Source organism: Citrobacter sp. Awk 2, from assembly GCF_028069815.1.
Lineage (GTDB): Bacteria > Pseudomonadota > Gammaproteobacteria > Enterobacterales > Enterobacteriaceae > Citrobacter.
Window position 1 is genome coordinate 39,593 of the sequence record NZ_JANEWL010000018.1, and the last position, 18,286, is coordinate 57,878.

At 50.1% G+C, this 18,286-nt stretch carries 22 protein-coding genes; 15 read left to right on the forward strand and 7 right to left on the reverse strand.

Features of this window, described 5'->3' with window-relative positions; translation table 11 throughout:
* Positions 1-38: 38 nt before the first annotated feature.
* Positions 39-587 (forward strand): TetR/AcrR family transcriptional regulator, encoded by a 549-nt coding sequence (locus tag NNO02_RS07320; RefSeq protein WP_271440623.1) that lies wholly within the window; start codon positions 39-41, stop codon positions 585-587.
* 5 nt (positions 588-592) lie between these two features.
* Here the strand turns inward: NNO02_RS07320 and NNO02_RS07325 are convergent, their stop codons facing one another.
* A complete protein-coding gene (locus tag NNO02_RS07325) occupies positions 593-1,507 on the reverse strand; it encodes a LysR family transcriptional regulator (protein WP_271454505.1) in 915 nt (304 codons plus the stop codon).
* A gap of 102 nt (positions 1,508-1,609) precedes the next feature.
* On the opposite strand from NNO02_RS07325, the gene NNO02_RS07330 reads away from it, so the two are divergent.
* Positions 1,610-2,524, forward strand: coding sequence for a DMT family transporter (locus NNO02_RS07330; protein ID WP_271454506.1), 915 nt, complete (start codon positions 1,610-1,612; stop codon positions 2,522-2,524).
* 12 nt (positions 2,525-2,536) lie between these two features.
* On the opposite strand, the gene NNO02_RS07335 is transcribed toward NNO02_RS07330, so the two are convergent.
* The 4 genes from NNO02_RS07335 to NNO02_RS07345 form a co-directional block, all read right to left on the reverse strand.
* Positions 2,537-3,334 carry an SDR family NAD(P)-dependent oxidoreductase gene (locus NNO02_RS07335; protein ID WP_271454507.1) on the reverse strand — a complete coding sequence of 266 codons (798 nt, stop codon included), beginning with the start codon at positions 3,332-3,334 and terminating at the stop codon, positions 2,537-2,539.
* 268 nt (positions 3,335-3,602) lie between these two features.
* Entirely contained in the window at positions 3,603-3,914 is a 312-nt protein-coding gene (bamE, locus tag NNO02_RS07340) for an outer membrane protein assembly factor BamE domain-containing protein (RefSeq protein WP_052951303.1), read from the reverse strand.
* Between the two features lie 165 nt (positions 3,915-4,079).
* Positions 4,080-4,232 (reverse strand): DUF6966 domain-containing protein, encoded by a 153-nt coding sequence (locus NNO02_RS23840; RefSeq protein WP_442867894.1) that lies wholly within the window; start codon positions 4,230-4,232, stop codon positions 4,080-4,082.
* A gap of 199 nt (positions 4,233-4,431) precedes the next feature.
* The gene (locus NNO02_RS07345; RefSeq protein WP_040233921.1) at positions 4,432-6,117 is read right to left on the reverse strand and encodes an aspartate:alanine antiporter; all 1,686 of its coding nucleotides are present in this window, start codon (positions 6,115-6,117) and stop codon (positions 4,432-4,434) included.
* A 269-nt stretch (positions 6,118-6,386) separates the two neighbouring features.
* On the opposite strand from NNO02_RS07345, the gene NNO02_RS07350 reads away from it, so the two are divergent.
* The gene (locus tag NNO02_RS07350; RefSeq protein ID WP_271440627.1) at positions 6,387-6,767 is read left to right on the forward strand and encodes an inner membrane protein YbjM; all 381 of its coding nucleotides are present in this window, start codon (positions 6,387-6,389) and stop codon (positions 6,765-6,767) included.
* Between the two features lie 34 nt (positions 6,768-6,801).
* Here NNO02_RS07350 and NNO02_RS07355 read toward each other — a convergent pair whose 3' ends face one another.
* A complete protein-coding gene (locus tag NNO02_RS07355; protein ID WP_005123606.1) occupies positions 6,802-7,065 on the reverse strand; it encodes a GrxA family glutaredoxin in 264 nt (87 codons plus the stop codon).
* Positions 7,066-7,242: 177 nt separating this feature from the next.
* On the opposite strand from NNO02_RS07355, the gene NNO02_RS07360 reads away from it, so the two are divergent.
* From NNO02_RS07360 to rlmC, 10 genes are all read left to right on the forward strand, one after another.
* Positions 7,243-7,533, forward strand: a complete 291-nt coding sequence (locus tag NNO02_RS07360; protein WP_271440628.1) for a YbjC family protein — start codon at positions 7,243-7,245, stop codon at positions 7,531-7,533.
* Positions 7,517-8,239 (forward strand): nitroreductase NfsA, encoded by a 723-nt coding sequence (gene nfsA / locus NNO02_RS07365; protein ID WP_271454508.1) that lies wholly within the window; start codon positions 7,517-7,519, stop codon positions 8,237-8,239. The genes NNO02_RS07360 and nfsA overlap by 17 nt, the downstream gene beginning before the upstream one ends.
* 59 nt (positions 8,240-8,298) lie before the next feature.
* The gene (gene rimK, locus NNO02_RS07370; protein WP_271454509.1) at positions 8,299-9,201 is read left to right on the forward strand and encodes a 30S ribosomal protein S6--L-glutamate ligase; all 903 of its coding nucleotides are present in this window, start codon (positions 8,299-8,301) and stop codon (positions 9,199-9,201) included.
* 90 nt (positions 9,202-9,291) lie between these two features.
* Positions 9,292-9,768, forward strand: a complete 477-nt coding sequence (locus NNO02_RS07375; RefSeq protein WP_202039038.1) for a YbjN domain-containing protein — start codon at positions 9,292-9,294, stop codon at positions 9,766-9,768.
* A gap of 430 nt (positions 9,769-10,198) precedes the next feature.
* Positions 10,199-11,311, forward strand: a complete 1,113-nt coding sequence (potF, locus tag NNO02_RS07380; protein WP_048212156.1) for a spermidine/putrescine ABC transporter substrate-binding protein PotF — start codon at positions 10,199-10,201, stop codon at positions 11,309-11,311.
* 139 nt (positions 11,312-11,450) lie between these two features.
* On the forward strand, positions 11,451-12,584 hold the full coding sequence (gene potG / locus NNO02_RS07385) for a putrescine ABC transporter ATP-binding subunit PotG (protein WP_061067606.1): 1,134 nt from the start codon (positions 11,451-11,453) through the stop codon (positions 12,582-12,584).
* A 9-nt stretch (positions 12,585-12,593) separates the two neighbouring features.
* Positions 12,594-13,547 carry a putrescine ABC transporter permease PotH gene (gene potH, locus NNO02_RS07390; protein WP_005123598.1) on the forward strand — a complete coding sequence of 318 codons (954 nt, stop codon included), beginning with the start codon at positions 12,594-12,596 and terminating at the stop codon, positions 13,545-13,547.
* Positions 13,544-14,389: a putrescine ABC transporter permease PotI gene (gene potI / locus NNO02_RS07395; RefSeq protein ID WP_271440632.1), complete on the forward strand. Its 846-nt coding sequence runs from the start codon at positions 13,544-13,546 to the stop codon at positions 14,387-14,389. The genes potH and potI overlap by 4 nt, the downstream gene beginning before the upstream one ends.
* A 59-nt stretch (positions 14,390-14,448) precedes the next feature.
* Positions 14,449-14,937 carry a YbjO family protein gene (locus NNO02_RS07400; protein WP_271454510.1) on the forward strand — a complete coding sequence of 163 codons (489 nt, stop codon included), beginning with the start codon at positions 14,449-14,451 and terminating at the stop codon, positions 14,935-14,937.
* A 166-nt stretch (positions 14,938-15,103) separates the two neighbouring features.
* Positions 15,104-16,231 carry a 23S rRNA (uracil(747)-C(5))-methyltransferase RlmC gene (rlmC, locus tag NNO02_RS07405; protein ID WP_271454511.1) on the forward strand — a complete coding sequence of 376 codons (1,128 nt, stop codon included), beginning with the start codon at positions 15,104-15,106 and terminating at the stop codon, positions 16,229-16,231.
* Between the two features lie 90 nt (positions 16,232-16,321).
* On the opposite strand, the gene NNO02_RS07410 is transcribed toward rlmC, so the two are convergent.
* Entirely contained in the window at positions 16,322-17,374 is a 1,053-nt protein-coding gene (locus NNO02_RS07410; protein ID WP_194210996.1) for a LacI family DNA-binding transcriptional regulator, read from the reverse strand.
* Between the two features lie 222 nt (positions 17,375-17,596).
* On the opposite strand from NNO02_RS07410, the gene NNO02_RS07415 reads away from it, so the two are divergent.
* Together NNO02_RS07415 and NNO02_RS07420 are read left to right on the forward strand one after the other, a co-directional pair.
* Positions 17,597-18,037: a PTS sugar transporter subunit IIA gene (locus tag NNO02_RS07415; RefSeq protein WP_271454512.1), complete on the forward strand. Its 441-nt coding sequence runs from the start codon at positions 17,597-17,599 to the stop codon at positions 18,035-18,037.
* A 10-nt stretch (positions 18,038-18,047) separates the two neighbouring features.
* A partial coding sequence (locus tag NNO02_RS07420; protein WP_271454513.1) for a PTS sugar transporter subunit IIB occupies positions 18,048-18,286 on the forward strand: 239 nt, incomplete at its 3' end.

Consider the following 18,286-nt stretch of genomic DNA (forward strand, 5'->3'; position numbering starts at 1 on the left):
GTGTACATTTGTACACAAATGCAAAAAGAGGTAATGCAGTGCGACGCGCGAACGACCCACAACGACGGGATAAAATAGTCCAGGCCACGCTGGATGCGGTTATAATCCATGGTATTCATGGGGTTACACACCGGAAAATCGCCATGATTGCCGAGGTACCGCTGGGCTCAATGACCTATTACTTTTCGGGAATAGATGAGCTTTTAATGGAGGCATTCGCGCGTTTTACTGACACCATGTCTGTGCAATATCAGGCATTTTTTGCCGGTGTTGAAAATGCGTCACAGGCCTGCCATGCCATTACCGATATGATCTATAGCTCCCAGGTCACGACGCCTGGCAATATGGAACTCATGTACCAATTGTATGCGTTTGCCAGTCGTAAACCGGCGTTAAAGACGGTTATGCAAAACTGGATGTTACGCAGTCAGCAGACGCTGGAACAGTGGTTCGAGCCGGTAACTGCACGCGCGCTGGATGCGTTTCTTGAAGGTATGACGCTGCATTTTGTCACGGACAAAAAACCGCTATCGCGGGAAGATATTCTGATGATGGTGGAACGCATTGCTGGCGTGCCGCAGAAGTAAAATCATTAGAATGGCTTGTCGAGGCGGGAAATCGCCTGACGTAAAAAGTCGATGACTTTCATCGCCTCTGTTGTCAGCGGTTGAGCCGCTGTTTTTACCGTCCCGACGTCCATCCAGGTAATAAAATCATCAATTGTTCTGTGCATGACGCGCAGGCCATCCAGTGACCACGGGCGATAAACCAGATCAGATAAAATGGTTATTCCTCTGCCTTTAGCGACCAGGCTTCTTATTGCCTCAAAAGAGTTGCTGCGAAAACAGATATTGGGCGTATAGCCACGCTGCCGCCAGTAATCGATGATCACGTCAGGGTATTTATCGGTTTCCAGCAGTAAAAACGGCTGCTTTACGACATCAGTAAGGTGGATCGAGGGCTGGCTCTGGAGCGGATGTCCAACAGACGTCCACAGGCGGCGTTGTGAACGAATGAGCGTTTCGATTTCCAGATCGGTGTCGTGGCTGATATTTGAGGTCAGGAGCAGGCAAAAATCGACTTTCTGTGCCCGTAGCGCCTGTACCAGTTCTGGTGCTGTGGCCTCATGAAATACGATCTCCAGCAGTGGGAAACGTCGTTCAATATCGTTGAGTATATCCGGGATAAGATAGGCAGAGAGCGTTTCGGCAATGCCTATACGCACTGTACCGGTGAGAATTTCGCTTCGGTCATGCAAAGCGTCAACGGCAGAGCGGCTGCTGTTGATGATGTTGCAGGCATGTGCCAGAAAGCGCTCGCCCTCGGCGGTGAGCTTCACGCCTTTGGGGTAACGTACAAATAGCTGCACGTCTAATGCTTCTTCCAGATTCCGCATGGCAATGGTCATTGATGACTGAGAAATATGGCAGCGCGCAGCAGCTTTGGAAATTTGTAATGTTTCTGCAAGTGCGATGTAAAACTCAAGTTGCCTTAGCGTGAATTTCATAGTTTTAATCTATGCACATGGATGAAAACGTTATATTAGCATTCATTCTGACACCGCCGTAGCCTTGTGGTCATACCGTACACCTGACAATAAGGCGCAAATATGCCCTATCTTTTACTCAGTCTGGCTGCCTGTTTTTGGGGTGGGAACTATGTGGTCGGCCATATATTGGTTGCCGATGTTAATCCCATCGTTTTATCTGCAGCACGCTGGATATTTACCGCATTGCTATTGATGGCACTTTATTTCCGACAGATCGCCGTGCAGTGGCCAGCGATGAGAAAATCCTTTGGTACTATCGTGTTCCTCGCGTTATGTGGTCAGGTTCTTTTCCCCTTAACGTTGTATATCGGTCTGCAATATACAACGTCGCTCAATGCGGCGATTTATATGTCCACCACACCGGCTCTCGTCCTGTTAATCAATAAGTTCTTTTTTAGAGAGCGGATCTTTGCGCGTAATATTGCTGGCGTGATCCTCAGCACCGTTGGCGTTATCTGGTTGATATCGCAGGGGGATGTGATGCATGCGCGGGTGTTTGAACACCTGAACCAGGGCGATTTCTGGACGATGGGGTCAGCGCTGAGCTGGGCGGTCTATTGCGCTTTTTTACGCATTAAACCGGTTGAGGTAAAGGGAAACGCCTTTGTCGCCGTGAGCGCCCTGCTAGGCGCGATGGTGCTTATTCCAGTATTGGCTCTGGAGTTGATACACAATGGTATGCCGGGCTGGAATAGCTATGCAAATACAGGCGTTATTACTGGGCTGGCATATCTTGTTATCTTTCCTTCCTGGCTGTCATATCTGTTATGGAACAAAGGGATTAGCACCATTGGTGCAACGCGCGGAGAGATCTATTCACACTTGATTCCACTGAGTGGCGGATTATTTAGCGTGATGTTTTTGCACGTCACTCTGCATTCATATCATCTGGTCAGCGCGTTGGTTATTACGTGCGGTATAGCATTGTGTTCCCGCCCGAGCGCAAAAAAAGGCTCGCAGCAGCGCACGGCGTGAAAGAGCGGTAAATTAGCTTACGGTTGCACCCCCGGTAATATTTACCACCGTAGCGGTCATTGCTCCGGCATGGTCTGAAGCCAGAAAGGCTGCAACCTCAGCGATTTGTGCAAGCGTAGGCAGGCGTCCGATCATGGTGCTTTGTGCTGCACCGCCTAACCATTGTTCGACGGTTAAACCCATTGATTGCGCTTTAGCGGTGAAAATCTCCCCGGTATAGGAACCGGCCGCTACCGCGTCCACAATCGCATGCGAGCGCACGCCGACGACGCGAATGTTTATCGGTCCCAGTTCGCTGGCGAGTGCTTTAATAAAAGCCTCTGTTCCCGCACAGCCGACAATATGGCCGAGATGCCCAGGCATCGCCATCGGGGCCGCGGGCGCGACAACGGTGAGAATGACGCCCGCTCGATTGCCGCCCATGTGCGGCGTTACGGCTTTTGCGATATTGAACTGCGCCGAAAGGAAAGGGGTGATACCGCTCATAAACTCAGAGAGGGATAATGCGTCGATGCGCTTGCCTTGTTCATGCATAAAGCCGGTCGCGTTAACCACCACATCAATTCCACCGATTTGCTGTACCAGGCGGGTAACTTGTGTTGAGGTGTCGTGCTCGTCGAGCACATCGGTGATAAACGTATCGACAGTACCCCCTGCCATTCGCAGGCGACTGGCCGCCAAATCAAGCTTTTCCTGACTGCGCGCGCCCAGGTACACATGGGCACCTTCGCGTGCCATGGCCTGCGCAACCGCACTACCAATAGCCCCGCTGCCGCCGAAGATCACTGCGACTTTGTCAGTAAGTAACATTGCTAACCCCTATTATGGAAACAGCACAGTTTAAAAGTATGTGCCATAACCGGCATGCTGCAAATTAGAGGGGGAATGGGTGATAAAGAGGTGACGAGAGGTAAATTTCAGGCAACAAAAAAACCATTTATGTAAACGGGTTAGTAAAAACAACGGCTTGTAAGATAATCAATTAGTTAGTTTGGTGGTGAGAGGTGGCGACTACGGGGCATTGCCAACCGCTGCCGCCACTAAAGTTTAACTAACAAATGTCATAAGAGTGCGCGTATTAAAATACCACAACACCTTTGACGGGAGCGCCTGCACCACGGATTTCGCCGCTTCCATAAGAGACGACTTTCCCGTTTTCAAAGGTAACGTAGTAATCACCCTTATCCCATCCCCAACCAGATGTTAACCGGTTGCTGTACTGGATTTGTTCGCTGTTACCTTTAACTGCATCACCATCAGGGGTTCCAAGCAAATCAATTACTTGTTGTTTTGTCATGCCAACCTGAACATTGTGAATTTTTTCACCAGTAGTACAGCTTGCTAAAACTGCTACGGTAAAGCCGATCATCATTAATTTTTTGAAGTTCATTTTCAGTCTCTATGGATTGTGAGCAGTAATTATTTACCAACCAAAATTATGTGATATTGATCACGCACTAGATGATTCAATTATTCCCTGGCTCATTTTTGATTGTCTGCACAAGAGGAACCCTCTGGCTCTTTGCTGATCAAAATGCTGCGGTTCTTTTTGCCCTTAGTTCTGACACCTGTAAGGTGTGTTTCGGTGGTTCAGGTAATCCAGGTTGTCATTTTCACGTATTAATGGCATTCCATTTGTATGCAGAATCACGTCGTTAAAAGATCCCATACCGGCGTAAAGTCCCTTCAGGGAGTGCTGTCGCCACACATGAAGTAAGCGATTGATTGGAAGGGGTATGAATTTCAGGCAACAAAAAACCCATCAACCTTGAACCAAAACGGCGGGGTTGATGGGCTCCACAAATTGGGGACATCAAAGAAAAGCAGTGGCAATAGTTATGACTGACGCCTTTAAGAAAAGTTCTGCTTACCTGCAAAAAATTTTCATTAAAAGCAAAAAAACAGTTCTAACCAATGCCAGGCCAGATGATGACAATGAGTGTCCCTGCCAGCGTCAACAGAACGTTAGCAATCGCGTATGTGCCCGCATAGCCTAAAGCGGGAATGTTGCTACGCGCGGTATCGCTGATGATTTCCATTGCTGGTGCACAGGTACGTGCCCCCATCATTGCCCCGAACAGCAGGGCCCGGTTCATGCGCAATACGTAAGCCCCAAACAAGAAACAGATGATCACTGGAACCAGGCTGACAATCAGACCCGAAATTAGCATCTGGCCACCCACTGCGCCGAGGCCATTACCAATGCCGCTACCTGCGCTCAAACCGACACCAGCCATAAAGACCATCAGGCCAAACTCTTTGACCATGTTCAGCGCACCTTGAGGGATGTAGCCAAACGTTGGATGGTTAGCACGCAGGAAGCCCAGCATAATTCCGGCGAAGAGCAAACCAGCCGCGTTGCCGATACCGAAGCTGAAGTTACTGAACTGGAAGGTGATCATCCCGATCATCAGGCCAATAATAAAGAACGCGCAGAAAGCCAGCAGATCGGTCACCTGGCTGTGAATTGAAATAAAGCCGATACGATCGGCAATCGTTTTTACGCGGCGCGCATCGCCACTGACTTGTAATACATCGCCTTTATTTAGTACGACGTTGTCGTCAATGGGCATCTCGATCTGGCTGCGGATCACGCGGTTCAGGAAGCAGCCATGATCAGTCAGCTTCAACTGAGCCAGACGACGACCTACGGCATTGTGGTTTTTCACCACAATCTCTTCGGTAACGATACGCATATCGAGCAGATCGCGATCGAACACCTCTTTTCCATTACGGAAGCTGGGGTCGAGGCGGGCATGTGCATCCGGATAGCCCACTAAGGCAATTTCATCGCCCATTTGCAGCACTGCGTCACCGTCCGGGTTGGCCAGAATACCGTTGCGGCGGATACGCTCAATATAACAACCAGTCTGGCGGTAGATGCCCAGCTCGCGCAGATTTTTCCCGTCAGCCCATGCAACCAGCTCTGGGCCGACACGGTAGGCGCGGATCACCGGCAGATAAACCTTACGGTTGGCGTCTGTGTCCAGCCCGCGCTCACGCGCAATTTGTTGGGCGCTGGTTTGCAGATCCTGATGCTGCAGTTTTGGCAGATAGCGCGCACCCACAATCAGACTGACCAGCCCAATCAAATAGGTGAGGGCGTAACCCAGGCTCAGGTTATCAAGGGCGGTGGATAGCTGTGTACCTTCCATTCCTGAATGGCGCAAGGTATCGCCCGCGCCGACCAGAACGGGTGTAGAGGTCATTGAACCAGCCAACATGCCTGCCGTCAGGCCGATATCCCAGCCAAATAGCTTACCCAGCCCCAGGGCGATCAGCAGTGCACTACCGACCATCACCAGCGCAAGCATCAGGTAATTTTTGCCATCGCGAAAAAAAATCGAAAAAAAGTTGGGACCGGCTTCAACCCCGACACAAAAAATAAACAGCATAAAGCCAAGATTTAATGCGTCAGTGTTAATACTAAAGTGCTGCTGACCTAATAATAGGGAGACCACTAAAACGCCAATGGAATTACCGAGTTGGACTGAACCCAGGCGTAATTTACCCAGACACAGGCCCAGAGCCAGGACCACAAATAATAACAGGATGTAATTCCCATTTAACAAATCTGCGACGTTTATATTCACGGAGGCTAACTTCTTGTTTACTAGTAAGCTATTGAAAGAAATGGCAATTTACGCTAATGTTTTTGCCAGAAATTAAGGGGCGACAGCATCGTACACAGCCCCAAATAATGCAGCACGACAATATATGCGGCTAGTTTAATCTCATTACGTATCAACGGCTATAAGAATCGTGTGGGTGTGTTTTTGGCATGGAATGCCGAGTAACTTTATCTGACTGGACGCCTGCGGGCGAAAAGAGTGTTCGATAGAGAGGGTGTCAGGAGGAACGATTGAAACATAAGCAAAGTTGGGCGGGTGCGATCTGCTGCTTTGTGCTCTTTATTGTAGTGTGTCTTTCATTAACGATGAATATGAAAGGTGCATTTAGAGCGGCTGGGCATCCTGAGGTCGGGTTGTTATTTTTTATACTGCCTGGCGCTGTGGCAAGCTTTTTCTCCCACCGTCGGGAAGTGCTCAAACCCCTTCTTGGTGCAATTCTGGCAGCGCCGTGTTGCTTGTTGCTGATGCGGTTCGTTTTTATGCCGACGCGTTCGCTGTGGCAAGAGCTGGCATGGTTGTTTAGCGCAGTGTTTTGGTGTGCGCTTGGCGCATTGTGTTTTTTATTTATCAGTAGTTTATTCAACCAGCGTCAGCGGCGGAAAAAAAACTGATGACGCCCTCCAGCGGAGGGCGTAGAAACAGCTATCAGGCGAACAGATTCATATTCTCTTTTGCCCACGCTTCAAAATCCGTGCAGCCGCCGATGTGTTGTTGATCAACGAAAATCTGCGGAACGGTCTCAACTGGCTTACCTACCGTTTTTTCCAGATCTGCTTTAGTAATTCCTTCGGCATGGATATCAATGTAGCGGAAGTTAAAATCGTCATGCTCATTGCTCAATTTTTCTGCTAATTCTTTTGCGCGCACGCAATACGGGCACCCTGGGCGACCAAAAATAACGGCAAACATCTCTATCTCCTCGAACTTATCAGGCCGGATGGCGAATGTTGTTATGATGCCGCGATTTGTGACGGATGGAAAGCAGGTTCAGCCTGTTGCTTTGATATCCTTAGTCTATGCCGCATTTTTGTTAAACATGGGCAGTCGGAACGTTTTACACTAAGCGCCATTTATCGGGAGGCACCTATGCGCACAGTGGGCGTGTTACCCAAAAGCGTATTGATTCTGGAAATCATCGGGATGATTTTGTTATCGCTGGCGCTGCTGTCGCTTAACGATTATCTCACTTTACCCGCACCGCTAAACGGGCCATTGGCCTGTGTGGTAATGATATTTCTGGGTGTACTGTTGATGCTTCCCGCCGCAGTGGTATTGATGTTGCGCATTGCGCAGCTGTTGGCACCGCAGCTGATGTCGCGTGCTCCCGACGCTTCTTCCCATTCAGCCAGAGAAAAAAAAGATGACTCCAACCATTGATTTAATTCGCAGCCACCGTTCCATTCGCCATTTCACCGATGAAGGTATTTCCGATGCACAGCGGGAGGCGATTATTGCTGCCGCTCAAGGAACATCAAGCTCAAGTTTTTTGCAGTGCACGACGATAATTCGTATTACCGATCAAAATCTGCGTGAGTCCCTGGAGACATTATCGGGTGGACAAAAGCACGTCGCACAAGCCGCCGAGTTCTGGGTTTTTTGTGCTGATTTTAATCGCCATTTGCAGATTTGCCCCGAGGCGCAACTGGGGCTGGCTGAGCAACTCTTGCTTGGCGTGGTTGATACGGCGATGATGGCGCAAAATGCGTTGACAGCGGCTGAATCACTGGGTCTCGGTGGTGTGTTCATTGGCGGCCTGCGTAACAATATTGAGCCGGTAACGGAATTACTGAAGCTGCCGAAACATGTTTTGCCGCTGTTTGGCCTGTGTCTCGGCTGGCCTGCGGATAACCCGGACATCAAGCCCCGGCTGCCAGCAACACTGGTGGTGCATGAAAACCAGTACCAGCCGCTCGATCAGGATGCATTGTCGCAATATGATGAACAGCTTGCGCAGTACTATCTGACCCGGGGTAGCAACACGCGTCGCGATACCTGGAGCGATCATATTCGCCGCACCATCATTAAAGAAAGCCGTCCCTTTATCCTGGAATATTTACATAAACAGGGATGGGCGACGCGCTAAAGCGTTTAACCCAGTGTATGATACGCCAGCTTTTACCAGGTCTTTTAGAGAGGTGCAGGGTGAAAATTGCCATTTTGTCCCGGGATGGAACGCTCTATTCTTGCAAACGCCTGCGTGAAGCGGCGATGCAACGCGGTCACCTGGTTGAAGTTATCGATCCTCTTTGTTGTTATATGAACATTAGCCCGGCGGCGTCTTCTATCCATTATAAAGGCCGTCAGCTTCCCCATTTTGACGCGGTCATTCCACGAATTGGCTCAGCTATTACCTTCTACGGTACGGCAGCACTACGCCAGTTTGAGATGCTGGGTAGCTACCCGCTGAATGAATCAGTAGCGATTACCCGCGCACGCGATAAGCTGCGCTCGTTGCAACTGTTAGCGCGACAGGGAATTGACCTGCCGATTACCGGAATAGCCCACTCGCCGGACGATACCAGCGATATGATTGATATGGTCGGCGGTGCACCATTGGTGGTGAAGCTGGTGGAGGGGACTCAAGGGATCGGTGTGGTATTGGCCGAAACGCGCCAGGCCGCAGAGAGCGTAGTGGATGCATTTCGTGGTCTGAATGCCCATATTCTGGTCCAGGAATATATCGAAGAGGCGAAGGGGCGAGATATTCGCTGTTTCGTGGTGGGCGATGAGGTGGTTGCGGCTATTGAGCGGCGGGCTAAAGAGGGCGATTTCCGTTCTAACTTGCATCGCGGCGGAGTTGCCACTATTGCCAATATCACGCCGCAGGAAAGAGACATTGCGCTTAAAGCGGCCCGCACGATGGGGCTTGACGTTGCTGGCGTCGACATCCTGCGTGCAGAACGCGGACCGCTGGTTATGGAGGTCAACGCCTCTCCAGGGCTGGAAGGCGTGGAGAAAACCACTGGGATAGATATTGCTGCGCGAATGATCCAATGGATCGAACGTCATGCTACTCCTGAATTTTGTCTTAAAATCGGCGGCTAAACGCATTATCGATAGCGATCGTGGTATGACACGGTCTTTTTGCGTAAGCTGTGCCGGTAATTTTTTCATCAATAGAGGTCACACATTATTATGACATCACTGGTCGTTCCCACTCTGGATACGTTGCGTCAATGGCTCGACGACCTGGGCATGAGTTTTTTTGAATGTGATACCTGTCAGGCGCTGCATCTACCACACATGCAGAACTTCGACGGCATTTTTGATGCAAAAATTGATCTGGTGGATAACGTCATTCTGTTTTCCGCGATGGCGGAAGTCAGACCTTCAGCGTTGCTACCGTTGGCCGCCGATCTGTCCGCTATCAATGCGAGCTCGCTGACGGTAAAAGCCTTTCTGGATATGCAGGATGATAATCTGCCAAAGCTGGTGGTTTGCCAGTCTTTATCCGTTATGCCGGGTGTGACGTTTGAACAGTTTGAATGTTTTGTGCGTCAGAGCGAGGAACAGATATCGATGGTGATCCTTGAAGCCGGGGCACATCAGTTATTGTTTAACGCCGAAGAAGACGGGCAAAACAGCAACGCAGAGGTTCATTTCCTCCACTAATAGTTCCTGAATATGGGGACCTATAGCGCAGCCGCTGCCAGAGCGGTTGCGTATTTCACGTTTTTATTCTGCATTTAACCTTTTCTTAAAGAATTATTCACTTCGATTCCGCCCCTTCCGCTTTACGTCATAGACAAAACCTGCATAAAAAATTGATAAAAGACGTTTTTTTATCTGGGCTATATCCACAATTCCTGGCTAAAGTTATTCTTGCAAGGCTTGTAAACGTCACCGTTCAATTTGCCCATTATGAGCTATCTGTAGCTGTATGCATGTTGAATGAGTCAGCGGATATCAGCGAGCAATAGCGGCGGGGAGAGAGACCACTCTTTCATTGATGCCGCATGAAATAATATGCACGTTTCTTGCATATCATTAGAGTGTGACTTTTTTGTTCGTTTGTTAACGAACTTTCAGAAGGAAAGAGATTATGACCGCCTTAAATAAAAAATGGTTATCAGGCCTGGTTGCAGGTGCTCTGATGGCCATCTCTGCCGGCACGCTCGCTGCTGAACAAAAAACACTGCATATTTATAACTGGTCTGACTATATTGCTCCGGACACGGTGGCTAATTTTGAGAAAGAGACCGGCATTAAAGTCATTTATGATGTATTTGACTCCAATGAGGTGCTGGAAGGTAAGCTCATGGCTGGCAGCACCGGTTTTGACCTCGTTGTCCCGTCAGCCAGTTTCCTCGAACGGCAACTGACTGCGGGTGTATTCCAGCCCCTGGATAAGAGCAAACTGCCTGGCTGGAAAAACCTCGATCCTGAACTGCTGAAACTGGTGGGTAAACACGACCCAGACAATAAGTTTGCTATGCCGTATATGTGGGCAACCACCGGTATTGGCTACAACGTGGATAAAGTTAAAGCGGTGCTGGGTGCGGATGCCCCAGTTAACAGCTGGGATTTGATCCTGAAACCGGAGAATCTGGAAAAACTCAAAAGCTGCGGTGTCTCTTTCCTCGATGCGCCTGAAGAAGTGTTTGCTACTGTGCTGAACTATTTGGGTAAAGATCCAAACAGCACTAAAGCGGATGATTACACTGGGCCGGCAACCGATTTGCTGTTGAAACTGCGTCCGAATATTCGTTATTTCCACTCCTCGCAATACATTAACGATCTGGCAAATGGTGATACCTGTGTAGCGATTGGCTGGGCAGGGGATGTATGGCAGGCCGCAAACCGCGCGAAAGAAGCGAAAAATGGCGTCAATATCTCCTTCTCGATTCCAAAAGAGGGGGCGATGGCGTTCTTTGATGTGTTCGCGATGCCTGCAGATGCGAAAAACAAAGACGAAGCCTACCAGTTCCTCAATTACTTGCTGCGCCCTGATGTGATTGCGCATATTTCCGATCACGTGTTCTACGCCAATGCTAACAAAGAAGCGACGGCTCTGGTCAGCCCGGAAGTTCGTGATAACCCAGGTATCTATCCGCCGGCGGACGTACGCGCGAAACTGTTCACACTGAAAGTTCAGGATCCGAAGATCGATCGTGTACGTACCCGTGCCTGGACGAAGGTGAAAAGCGGGAAATAACCCGATGTTCGGGGCACGACCCGGCGGTGCTTGTGCCTGCCGGGGATGTCGCGATCCCGAACACACAAAACCCGGCAATACGCACCAATAAGGTGCGTTATTTGCACCGTTTCTTTGTTTTATGCCGGAGAGCACTTGAGTGAATGATGCAACCCCACGCCCACAAGCGAAAATCCGTAAGGCGCTGACCCCGCTGCTTGAAATTCGCAACCTGACGAAGTCATTTGACGGTCAGCATGCTGTCGATGACGTCAATCTCACTATCTACAAAGGCGAAATATTTGCCCTGCTTGGTGCGTCTGGTTGTGGTAAATCAACCCTGCTGCGCATGCTGGCGGGGTTTGAGCTGCCAACCACTGGGCAAATCATGCTGGACGGTGTCGATCTGGCGCACGTTCCACCTTATCTGCGTCCAATTAATATGATGTTTCAGTCCTATGCTCTGTTTCCACATATGACGGTGGAACAGAATATTGCCTTTGGACTCAAACAGGACAAGCTACCGAAAGCGGAAATCGCTAGCCGGGTGAATGAGATGCTCGGGCTGGTGCACATGCAGGAGTTCGCCAAACGTAAGCCGCATCAGCTTTCAGGCGGCCAGCGTCAACGTGTGGCGCTGGCCCGGAGCCTGGCCAAACGCCCTAAGCTGCTGTTACTGGATGAACCGATGGGCGCTTTGGATAAAAAACTGCGTGACCGCATGCAGCTGGAAGTGGTTGATATTCTTGAGCGAGTAGGGGTGACCTGCGTGATGGTGACGCACGACCAGGAAGAAGCCATGACCATGGCGGGCCGTATAGCCATCATGAACCGCGGAAAATTTGTGCAGATTGGCGAGCCGGAAGAGATCTACGAGCACCCGACTACCCGCTACAGCGCTGAATTTATCGGTTCGGTAAACGTTTTTGAAGGGCTGCTAAAGGAGCGTCAGGAGGACGGTCTGGTGATTGATTCTCCGGGGCTGGTGCATCCGCTAAAAGTGGATGCTGATACTTCCATTGTCGATAACGTACCGGTGTATGTCGCGCTTCGTCCGGAAAAAATCATGCTCTGTGATGCACCGCCGCCGGATGGCTATAACTTTGCGGTGGGCGAGGTGGTGCATATTGCCTACCTGGGTGATTTGTCGGTGTACCACGTACGTTTAAAAAGCGGCCAAATGCTGAGCGCTCAGCTACAAAATGAACATCGTTATCGTAAAGGATTACCAACCTGGGGTGACGAAGTCCGTTTATGTTGGGATGCAGACAGCTGTGTGGTGTTGACGGTTTAAGGAGTAAAGATGAGTACACTTGAACCTCCGGCACGTGCCGAAAAAGCGAGCCGTTTCACGCTGTATATGTCGCAGTTGCAAATGAAACATGGTCGCAAGCTGGTGATCGCGCTGCCGTATGTGTGGCTGGTTCTCCTGTTTTTATTGCCGTTTCTGATTGTCTTCAAGATAAGTCTGTCAGAGATGGCCCGGGCGATACCGCCATACACAGACCTTGTGGCATGGGCCGATGGTCAGCTCTCTATTACGCTCAATTTAGGTAACTTCCTGCAACTGACGGATGACCCGCTCTATTTCGATGCTTATCTGCAGTCTTTGCAGGTCGCGGGGATTTCGACGATCTGCTGTCTGTTGTTGGGGTACCCACTGGCGTGGGCCGTGGCACACAGTAAGCCTTCTACACGCAATATTTTGCTGTTGCTGGTGATCCTGCCTTCCTGGACCTCTTTCTTGATTCGCGTCTATGCCTGGATGGGGATCCTGAAAAATAACGGGGTGCTGAACAACTTCCTGATGTGGCTGGGCGTTATCGATCAGCCATTGACGATCCTACATACCAACCTGGCGGTTTATATCGGTATTGTTTATGCCTATTTGCCCTTTATGGTGCTGCCGATTTATACCGCACTGACGCGCATTGACTATTCGCTGGTGGAGGCGGCATTGGATCTAGGCGCACGGCCATTGAAAACCTTTTTTAGCGTGATTGTGCCGTTGACCAAAGGCGGGATTATCGCCGGTTCAATGCTGGTGTTTATCCCGGCAGTAGGGGAATTTGTTATTCCGGAACTGCTTGGGGGGCCGGACAGCATTATGATCGGCCGTGTGCTATGGCAGGAGTTTTTCAATAACCGCGACTGGCCGGTGGCGTCTGCTGTTGCCATCATCATGTTGCTGTTACTGATTGTGCCAATCATGTGGTTCCATAAGTATCAGCAGAAAAGCGTGGGGGAACACGGATGAATAATTTGCCGGTCGTCCGCTCGCCGTGGCGGATCTTTATCCTGGTCGTGGGGTTTACGTTCCTGTACGCCCCTATGCTGATGTTAGTTATCTATTCGTTTAACAGCTCCAAGCTGGTGACGGTGTGGGCGGGTTGGTCAACACGCTGGTACGGTGAACTTTTCCACGATACTGCAATGATGAGTGCCGTCGGCATGAGTTTAACGATTGCTGCCTGTGCTGCGACGATGGCAGCCATTCTGGGTACGATTGCTGCCGTAGTGATGGTTCGTTTTGGCCGTTTTCGTGGTTCGAATGGTTTCGCCTTTATGATCACCGCGCCGCTGGTCATGCCGGATGTCATTACCGGTTTATCATTGCTGTTGCTGTTTGTGGCCCTCGGACATGCAATTGGCTGGCCAGCCGATCGCGGTATGTTGACCATCTGGTTGGCGCACGTCACCTTCTGTACGGCGTACGTAGCGGTGGTGATCTCCTCGCGTTTGCGCGAACTGGATCACTCCATTGAGGAAGCGGCGATGGATCTCGGTGCGACGCCGCTGAAGGTCTTTTTCGTCATTACGCTGCCGATGATTATGCCGGCGGTCATTTCCGGTTGGTTACTGGCCTTTACGCTGTCACTGGATGATTTGGTTATCGCCAGCTTTGTTTCTGGCCCTGGGGCGACAACCTTGCCAATGCTGGTATTTTCCAGTGTGCGTATGGGGGTTAACCCAGAGATCAACGCACTGGCGACGTTGATCCTTGGCGTGGTAGGAATTATCGGATTTATCGCGTGGTATCTGATGGCGCGAACAGAAAAACAACGGATACGCGATATCCAACGTGCAAGACGCGGCTGAAAAAACTAAAATCTGCCAATCTGTCTATACGGCGCAGCTGTGGTGGTTGCGCCGTTTTCATGGAAGACGACGCGTTGGGATTTTTTAAGAAATCATCCACATCACATGCTCGCTTAAACGTCCCTGCTTTGGTGCAGGTGGCGGCGCTGGCTATCATCATGATCCGCTGTCTCGATCTGTTGATGATTTTTAATACGCTTGGTTTTCGTGGAACCAGTGAGTTTATTCATCGCAGTGTGCAGACCTGGAATTTGACGCTGGTATTTCTGGGCAGTCTGGTGCTGCTGTTTATCGAAATTTTCTGCGCATTTTCGCTGGTCAAAGGACGGAACTGGGCGCGCTGGGTCTATCTGCTGACCCAGGTTATCGCTAGCGTCTATCTGTGGGCGGCTTCGCTGGGCTACGGATATCCGGAACTGTTCAGTATTGCGGGGGAGTCCAGACGTGAAATCCTGCATACGCTGGTGATGCAAAAATTGCCGGATATGCTGGTGTTGCTACTGCTGTTTATTCCTGCGTCTAGCAGGCGGTTTTTCCGTTTGCAATAACGCGCATACCCTAAATAATTCGAGTTACAGGAAGGCGGCAAGTGAATGAATCCCCAGGAGCTTACATAAGTAAGTGACTGGGGTGAGTGAGCACAGCCAACACACCTGTAACTTGAAGTATGACGGGTATATAATCTTCGCCCCCTGTTAATTTGTAGGTTTTTGTATGCAGTGCGCACTTTATGACGCCGAACGCTGCCGCTCTTGTCAGTGGATAACGCAGCCCATCGCCGAACAACTCTCTGCAAAAACAGCCGATCTCCAGCATCTGCTGGCCGATTTTTCGGTCGGGGAATGGTGTGCGCCGATCGGTGGTGCGGAAAACGCGTTTCGAAATAAAGCCAAAATGGTGGTCAGCGGCAGCGTGGAAAAACCATTGCTGGGCATGCTGCATCGCGACGGTACACCTGAAGATTTGTGCGATTGTCCGCTGTATCCCGCATCTTTTGCACCCGTATTTTCCGCGCTTAAGCCGTTTATCGCTCGGGCGGGGCTGACGCCCTATAACGTAGCGCGCAAACGCGGGGAACTGAAGTATCTGTTGTTAACGGAAAGTCGGTTTGACGGCGGTATGATGCTGCGTTTTGTCCTGCGTTCTGACGCAAAACTGGCACAGCTGCGCGCGGCGCTACCGTGGCTGCAGGCACAACTCCCACAGTTAAAAGTGATCACTGCCAATATTCAGCCGGTGCATATGGCGATTATGGAAGGGGAGACAGAAATCTTCCTGACCGAACAACAGGCGCTGGCGGAACGCTTTAACGATGTACCGTTGTGGATCCGCCCGCAGAGCTTCTTCCAGACCAATCCGGTGGTAGCGGGGCAGTTATATGCCACGGCGCGTGACTGGGTGCGTCAGCTTCCGGTTAATCACATGTGGGATCTGTTTTGCGGCGTCGGGGGTTTTGGTCTGCATTGCGCTACGCCGCAGATGAAACTGACGGGTATTGAAATCGCGCCAGAGGCGATTACCTGCGCGAAGCAGTCAGCGCAGGAGCTTGGGTTGCAGAATCTGCATTTTCAGGCGCTGGATTCAACTCAGTTTGCTACCGCTCAGGGCGAAGTACCGGACCTGGTGCTGGTGAATCCGCCGCGTCGCGGGATTGGAAAGCCGCTATGCGATTTTCTCTCCCGCATGGCACCGCGTTTTATCGTTTATTCCAGCTGTAATGCGCAAACCATGGCGAAGGATATTCGCGAGTTGCCAGGGTATCGCATTGAACGCGTCCAGCTTTTCGATATGTTCCCCCACACCGCGCATTATGAAGTGTTAACGCTGCTTAGCCGACAATAACTGCCATGCCTGACGGCGCTTTGCTTATCAGGCCTACGGAGATATGCGAGACTGTAGGTAGGATGACAAATCAATAAATACATTACCGCATTACATTTTTCTGGTGCTCGCGCGAACTTGTAACGTTGATGGTAATTCAATGGCTTTATCTGTCGATTTACCAGCCAGAAGATCAAGCAACGTTTTTCCTGCGAGAGTTCCTGTTTCACTCCATGGGAACTCGACGGCAGTCAGAGACGGTGAGCAAACAGCGGCAAGAGTACCGCCACTCAAGCTAGCTATTGCCAGGGAGTTGGGTACTTTTTGCCCCGCACCGTGGCAGGCCATAATGCACCCGCAGGCAATTTCATCAGATGTACAAATCAACGCATCCAGCTCTGGCCAGGTGATACGAATATCTCCCAGCAGATTTAAACCGGTCGTTATGCCTGCTGGTAGGTGAGAAGTCACCACGCGATGCGGGGAGTGGTTAACCGAGAGCATGGCGCTGTTCCAGCCGCTCAGCACCTGGCGAAACATAATATTATTGGAGGCGGTGCAGAGCAGGCCGATATTTTTATATCCGCTCTGCGCAAGGGAAGTGACCAGCTTTTTAATGGCCGCAGCGTAGTCAACGCCGATGCTGACCCAGCTAGCATCGCGATTGATAGCACCAATCTCAACCACCGGTACGCCGGTATTACTTATCATCTGCGAACAACTGCTGATGTTATCAATATTAAACTGAACAATCGCCGCCGGGTTGTAGGCGAGTATTTGTGCAAAGGCTTTTTCTTCGCTTTGCCCACCCTGGCCGGACTCGATAAACATCATGCTGTAGCCCTGGGTCGCGATCACCGTCTGCAGCGTTTCGGAGACGGCAAGAAATCCAGGGGAGGAAAAAGAAGGCACCACGCCCATTACCAGACTGGAGTCAGCAGAGGCGAGGCTGCGGGCCTGCAGGTTTGGCACATAGCCCAGTTCGTTAACCGCCGCTTCAATCCGGGTGCGCAGTTCAGGGTTCACTTTTTCAGGCATGCGTAACGCGCGTGACACCGTCATCGTGCTAACGCCGACCAGTTTTGCTACTTCGGCGAGCGTAATTTTACCGGTGTTTTTCCTGCGTTTCTCTCTCGCGCTATCGTCTGCTTCTAACGTCTGCACTGATATCCTCCTTTCGCCTGTCTGGGCAGCCATTGTAAATGATGTTTAGCGTTTTGCGCATTGCCCAACTGCAAAGTAATGATAAGTATGGTTAATAAAGTTAGCGGTAACAATAAATTTAACATTATTGTCGTGTTAGCGCTAACTTTGCGAGAGAGATCACGGTAAGACGTGAAGGCATTCCTCTATAGTAGGTTCACTTTCAACGCTATCGGAGTATTTATGATCACGACCTGGTTACCACCGGAGAATATCCAGATTGTGGATTCAGTCTGTGACTGGAAACAAGCCATTACGTTAGCGGCACAACCTTTATTGGAGAAAGAAGCGATTACTCAGGCTTATATTCAAGCCATTTTTAATAGCCATCAGGAACTCGGTCCTTATTATGTTTTAGCGCCTGGTCTGGCGATGCCTCATGCTCGTCCGGAACAGGGGGGAATTAAAAACGGCTTATCGCTTTTGCATATTAAAAAAGGTATTTCATTTGACTCGCAAGACAATGATCCTATTTATGTGGTGATTATGTTGTGTGCGATTTCGGGAAATGAGCACATTAATATGATCACCGCCCTTGCGGATATTTTTAGCAATGATGAGAGACTATCAGCATTGCTGAAAGCATCCTCAATGGAAAAAATTCAAGCCGTTATCAACGGATAGTGAGGTAAAGATGAAAAAAATTCTGATTGTGTGTGGTAACGGTTTAGGCAGCAGTTTTATCGTTGAAATGAACGTGAAAAAAATTATTAAAGAGATAAATAAAGAGGCAGTTGTTTCTCATACTGATCTTACGTCGGCAAAAAGCGAAGTTGCTGATATTATTCTCAGCGCCAAAGATATTGCTGAACATCTATCCAGTCATGCTGCAAAGGTATTTGGATTAACTAATCTACTGGATAACAATAAAAT

Bases quoted from the DNA above. Each gene is read 5' to 3' on its own strand.
- NNO02_RS07325 (WP_271454505.1), bottom strand. From the start codon at position 1,507: ATGAAATTCACGCTAAGGCAACTTGAGTTTTACATCGCACTTGCAGAA.
- NNO02_RS07330 (WP_271454506.1), top strand. From the start codon at position 1,610: ATGCCCTATCTTTTACTCAGTCTGGCTGCCTGTTTTTGGGGTGGGAAC.
- NNO02_RS07400 (WP_271454510.1), top strand. From the start codon at position 14,449: ATGGAAGACGACGCGTTGGGATTTTTTAAGAAATCATCCACATCACAT.
- NNO02_RS07415 (WP_271454512.1), top strand. From the start codon at position 17,597: ATGATCACGACCTGGTTACCACCGGAGAATATCCAGATTGTGGATTCA.
- NNO02_RS07335 (WP_271454507.1), bottom strand. From the start codon at position 3,334: ATGTTACTTACTGACAAAGTCGCAGTGATCTTCGGCGGCAGCGGGGCT.
- rlmC (WP_271454511.1), top strand. From the start codon at position 15,104: ATGCAGTGCGCACTTTATGACGCCGAACGCTGCCGCTCTTGTCAGTGG.
- potF (WP_048212156.1), top strand. From the start codon at position 10,199: ATGACCGCCTTAAATAAAAAATGGTTATCAGGCCTGGTTGCAGGTGCT.
- NNO02_RS07375 (WP_202039038.1), top strand. From the start codon at position 9,292: ATGACATCACTGGTCGTTCCCACTCTGGATACGTTGCGTCAATGGCTC.
- NNO02_RS07360 (WP_271440628.1), top strand. From the start codon at position 7,243: ATGCGCACAGTGGGCGTGTTACCCAAAAGCGTATTGATTCTGGAAATC.
- nfsA (WP_271454508.1), top strand. From the start codon at position 7,517: ATGACTCCAACCATTGATTTAATTCGCAGCCACCGTTCCATTCGCCAT.
- potI (WP_271440632.1), top strand. From the start codon at position 13,544: ATGAATAATTTGCCGGTCGTCCGCTCGCCGTGGCGGATCTTTATCCTG.
- NNO02_RS07355 (WP_005123606.1), bottom strand. From the start codon at position 7,065: ATGTTTGCCGTTATTTTTGGTCGCCCAGGGTGCCCGTATTGCGTGCGC.
- potH (WP_005123598.1), top strand. From the start codon at position 12,594: ATGAGTACACTTGAACCTCCGGCACGTGCCGAAAAAGCGAGCCGTTTC.
- bamE (WP_052951303.1), bottom strand. From the start codon at position 3,914: ATGAACTTCAAAAAATTAATGATGATCGGCTTTACCGTAGCAGTTTTA.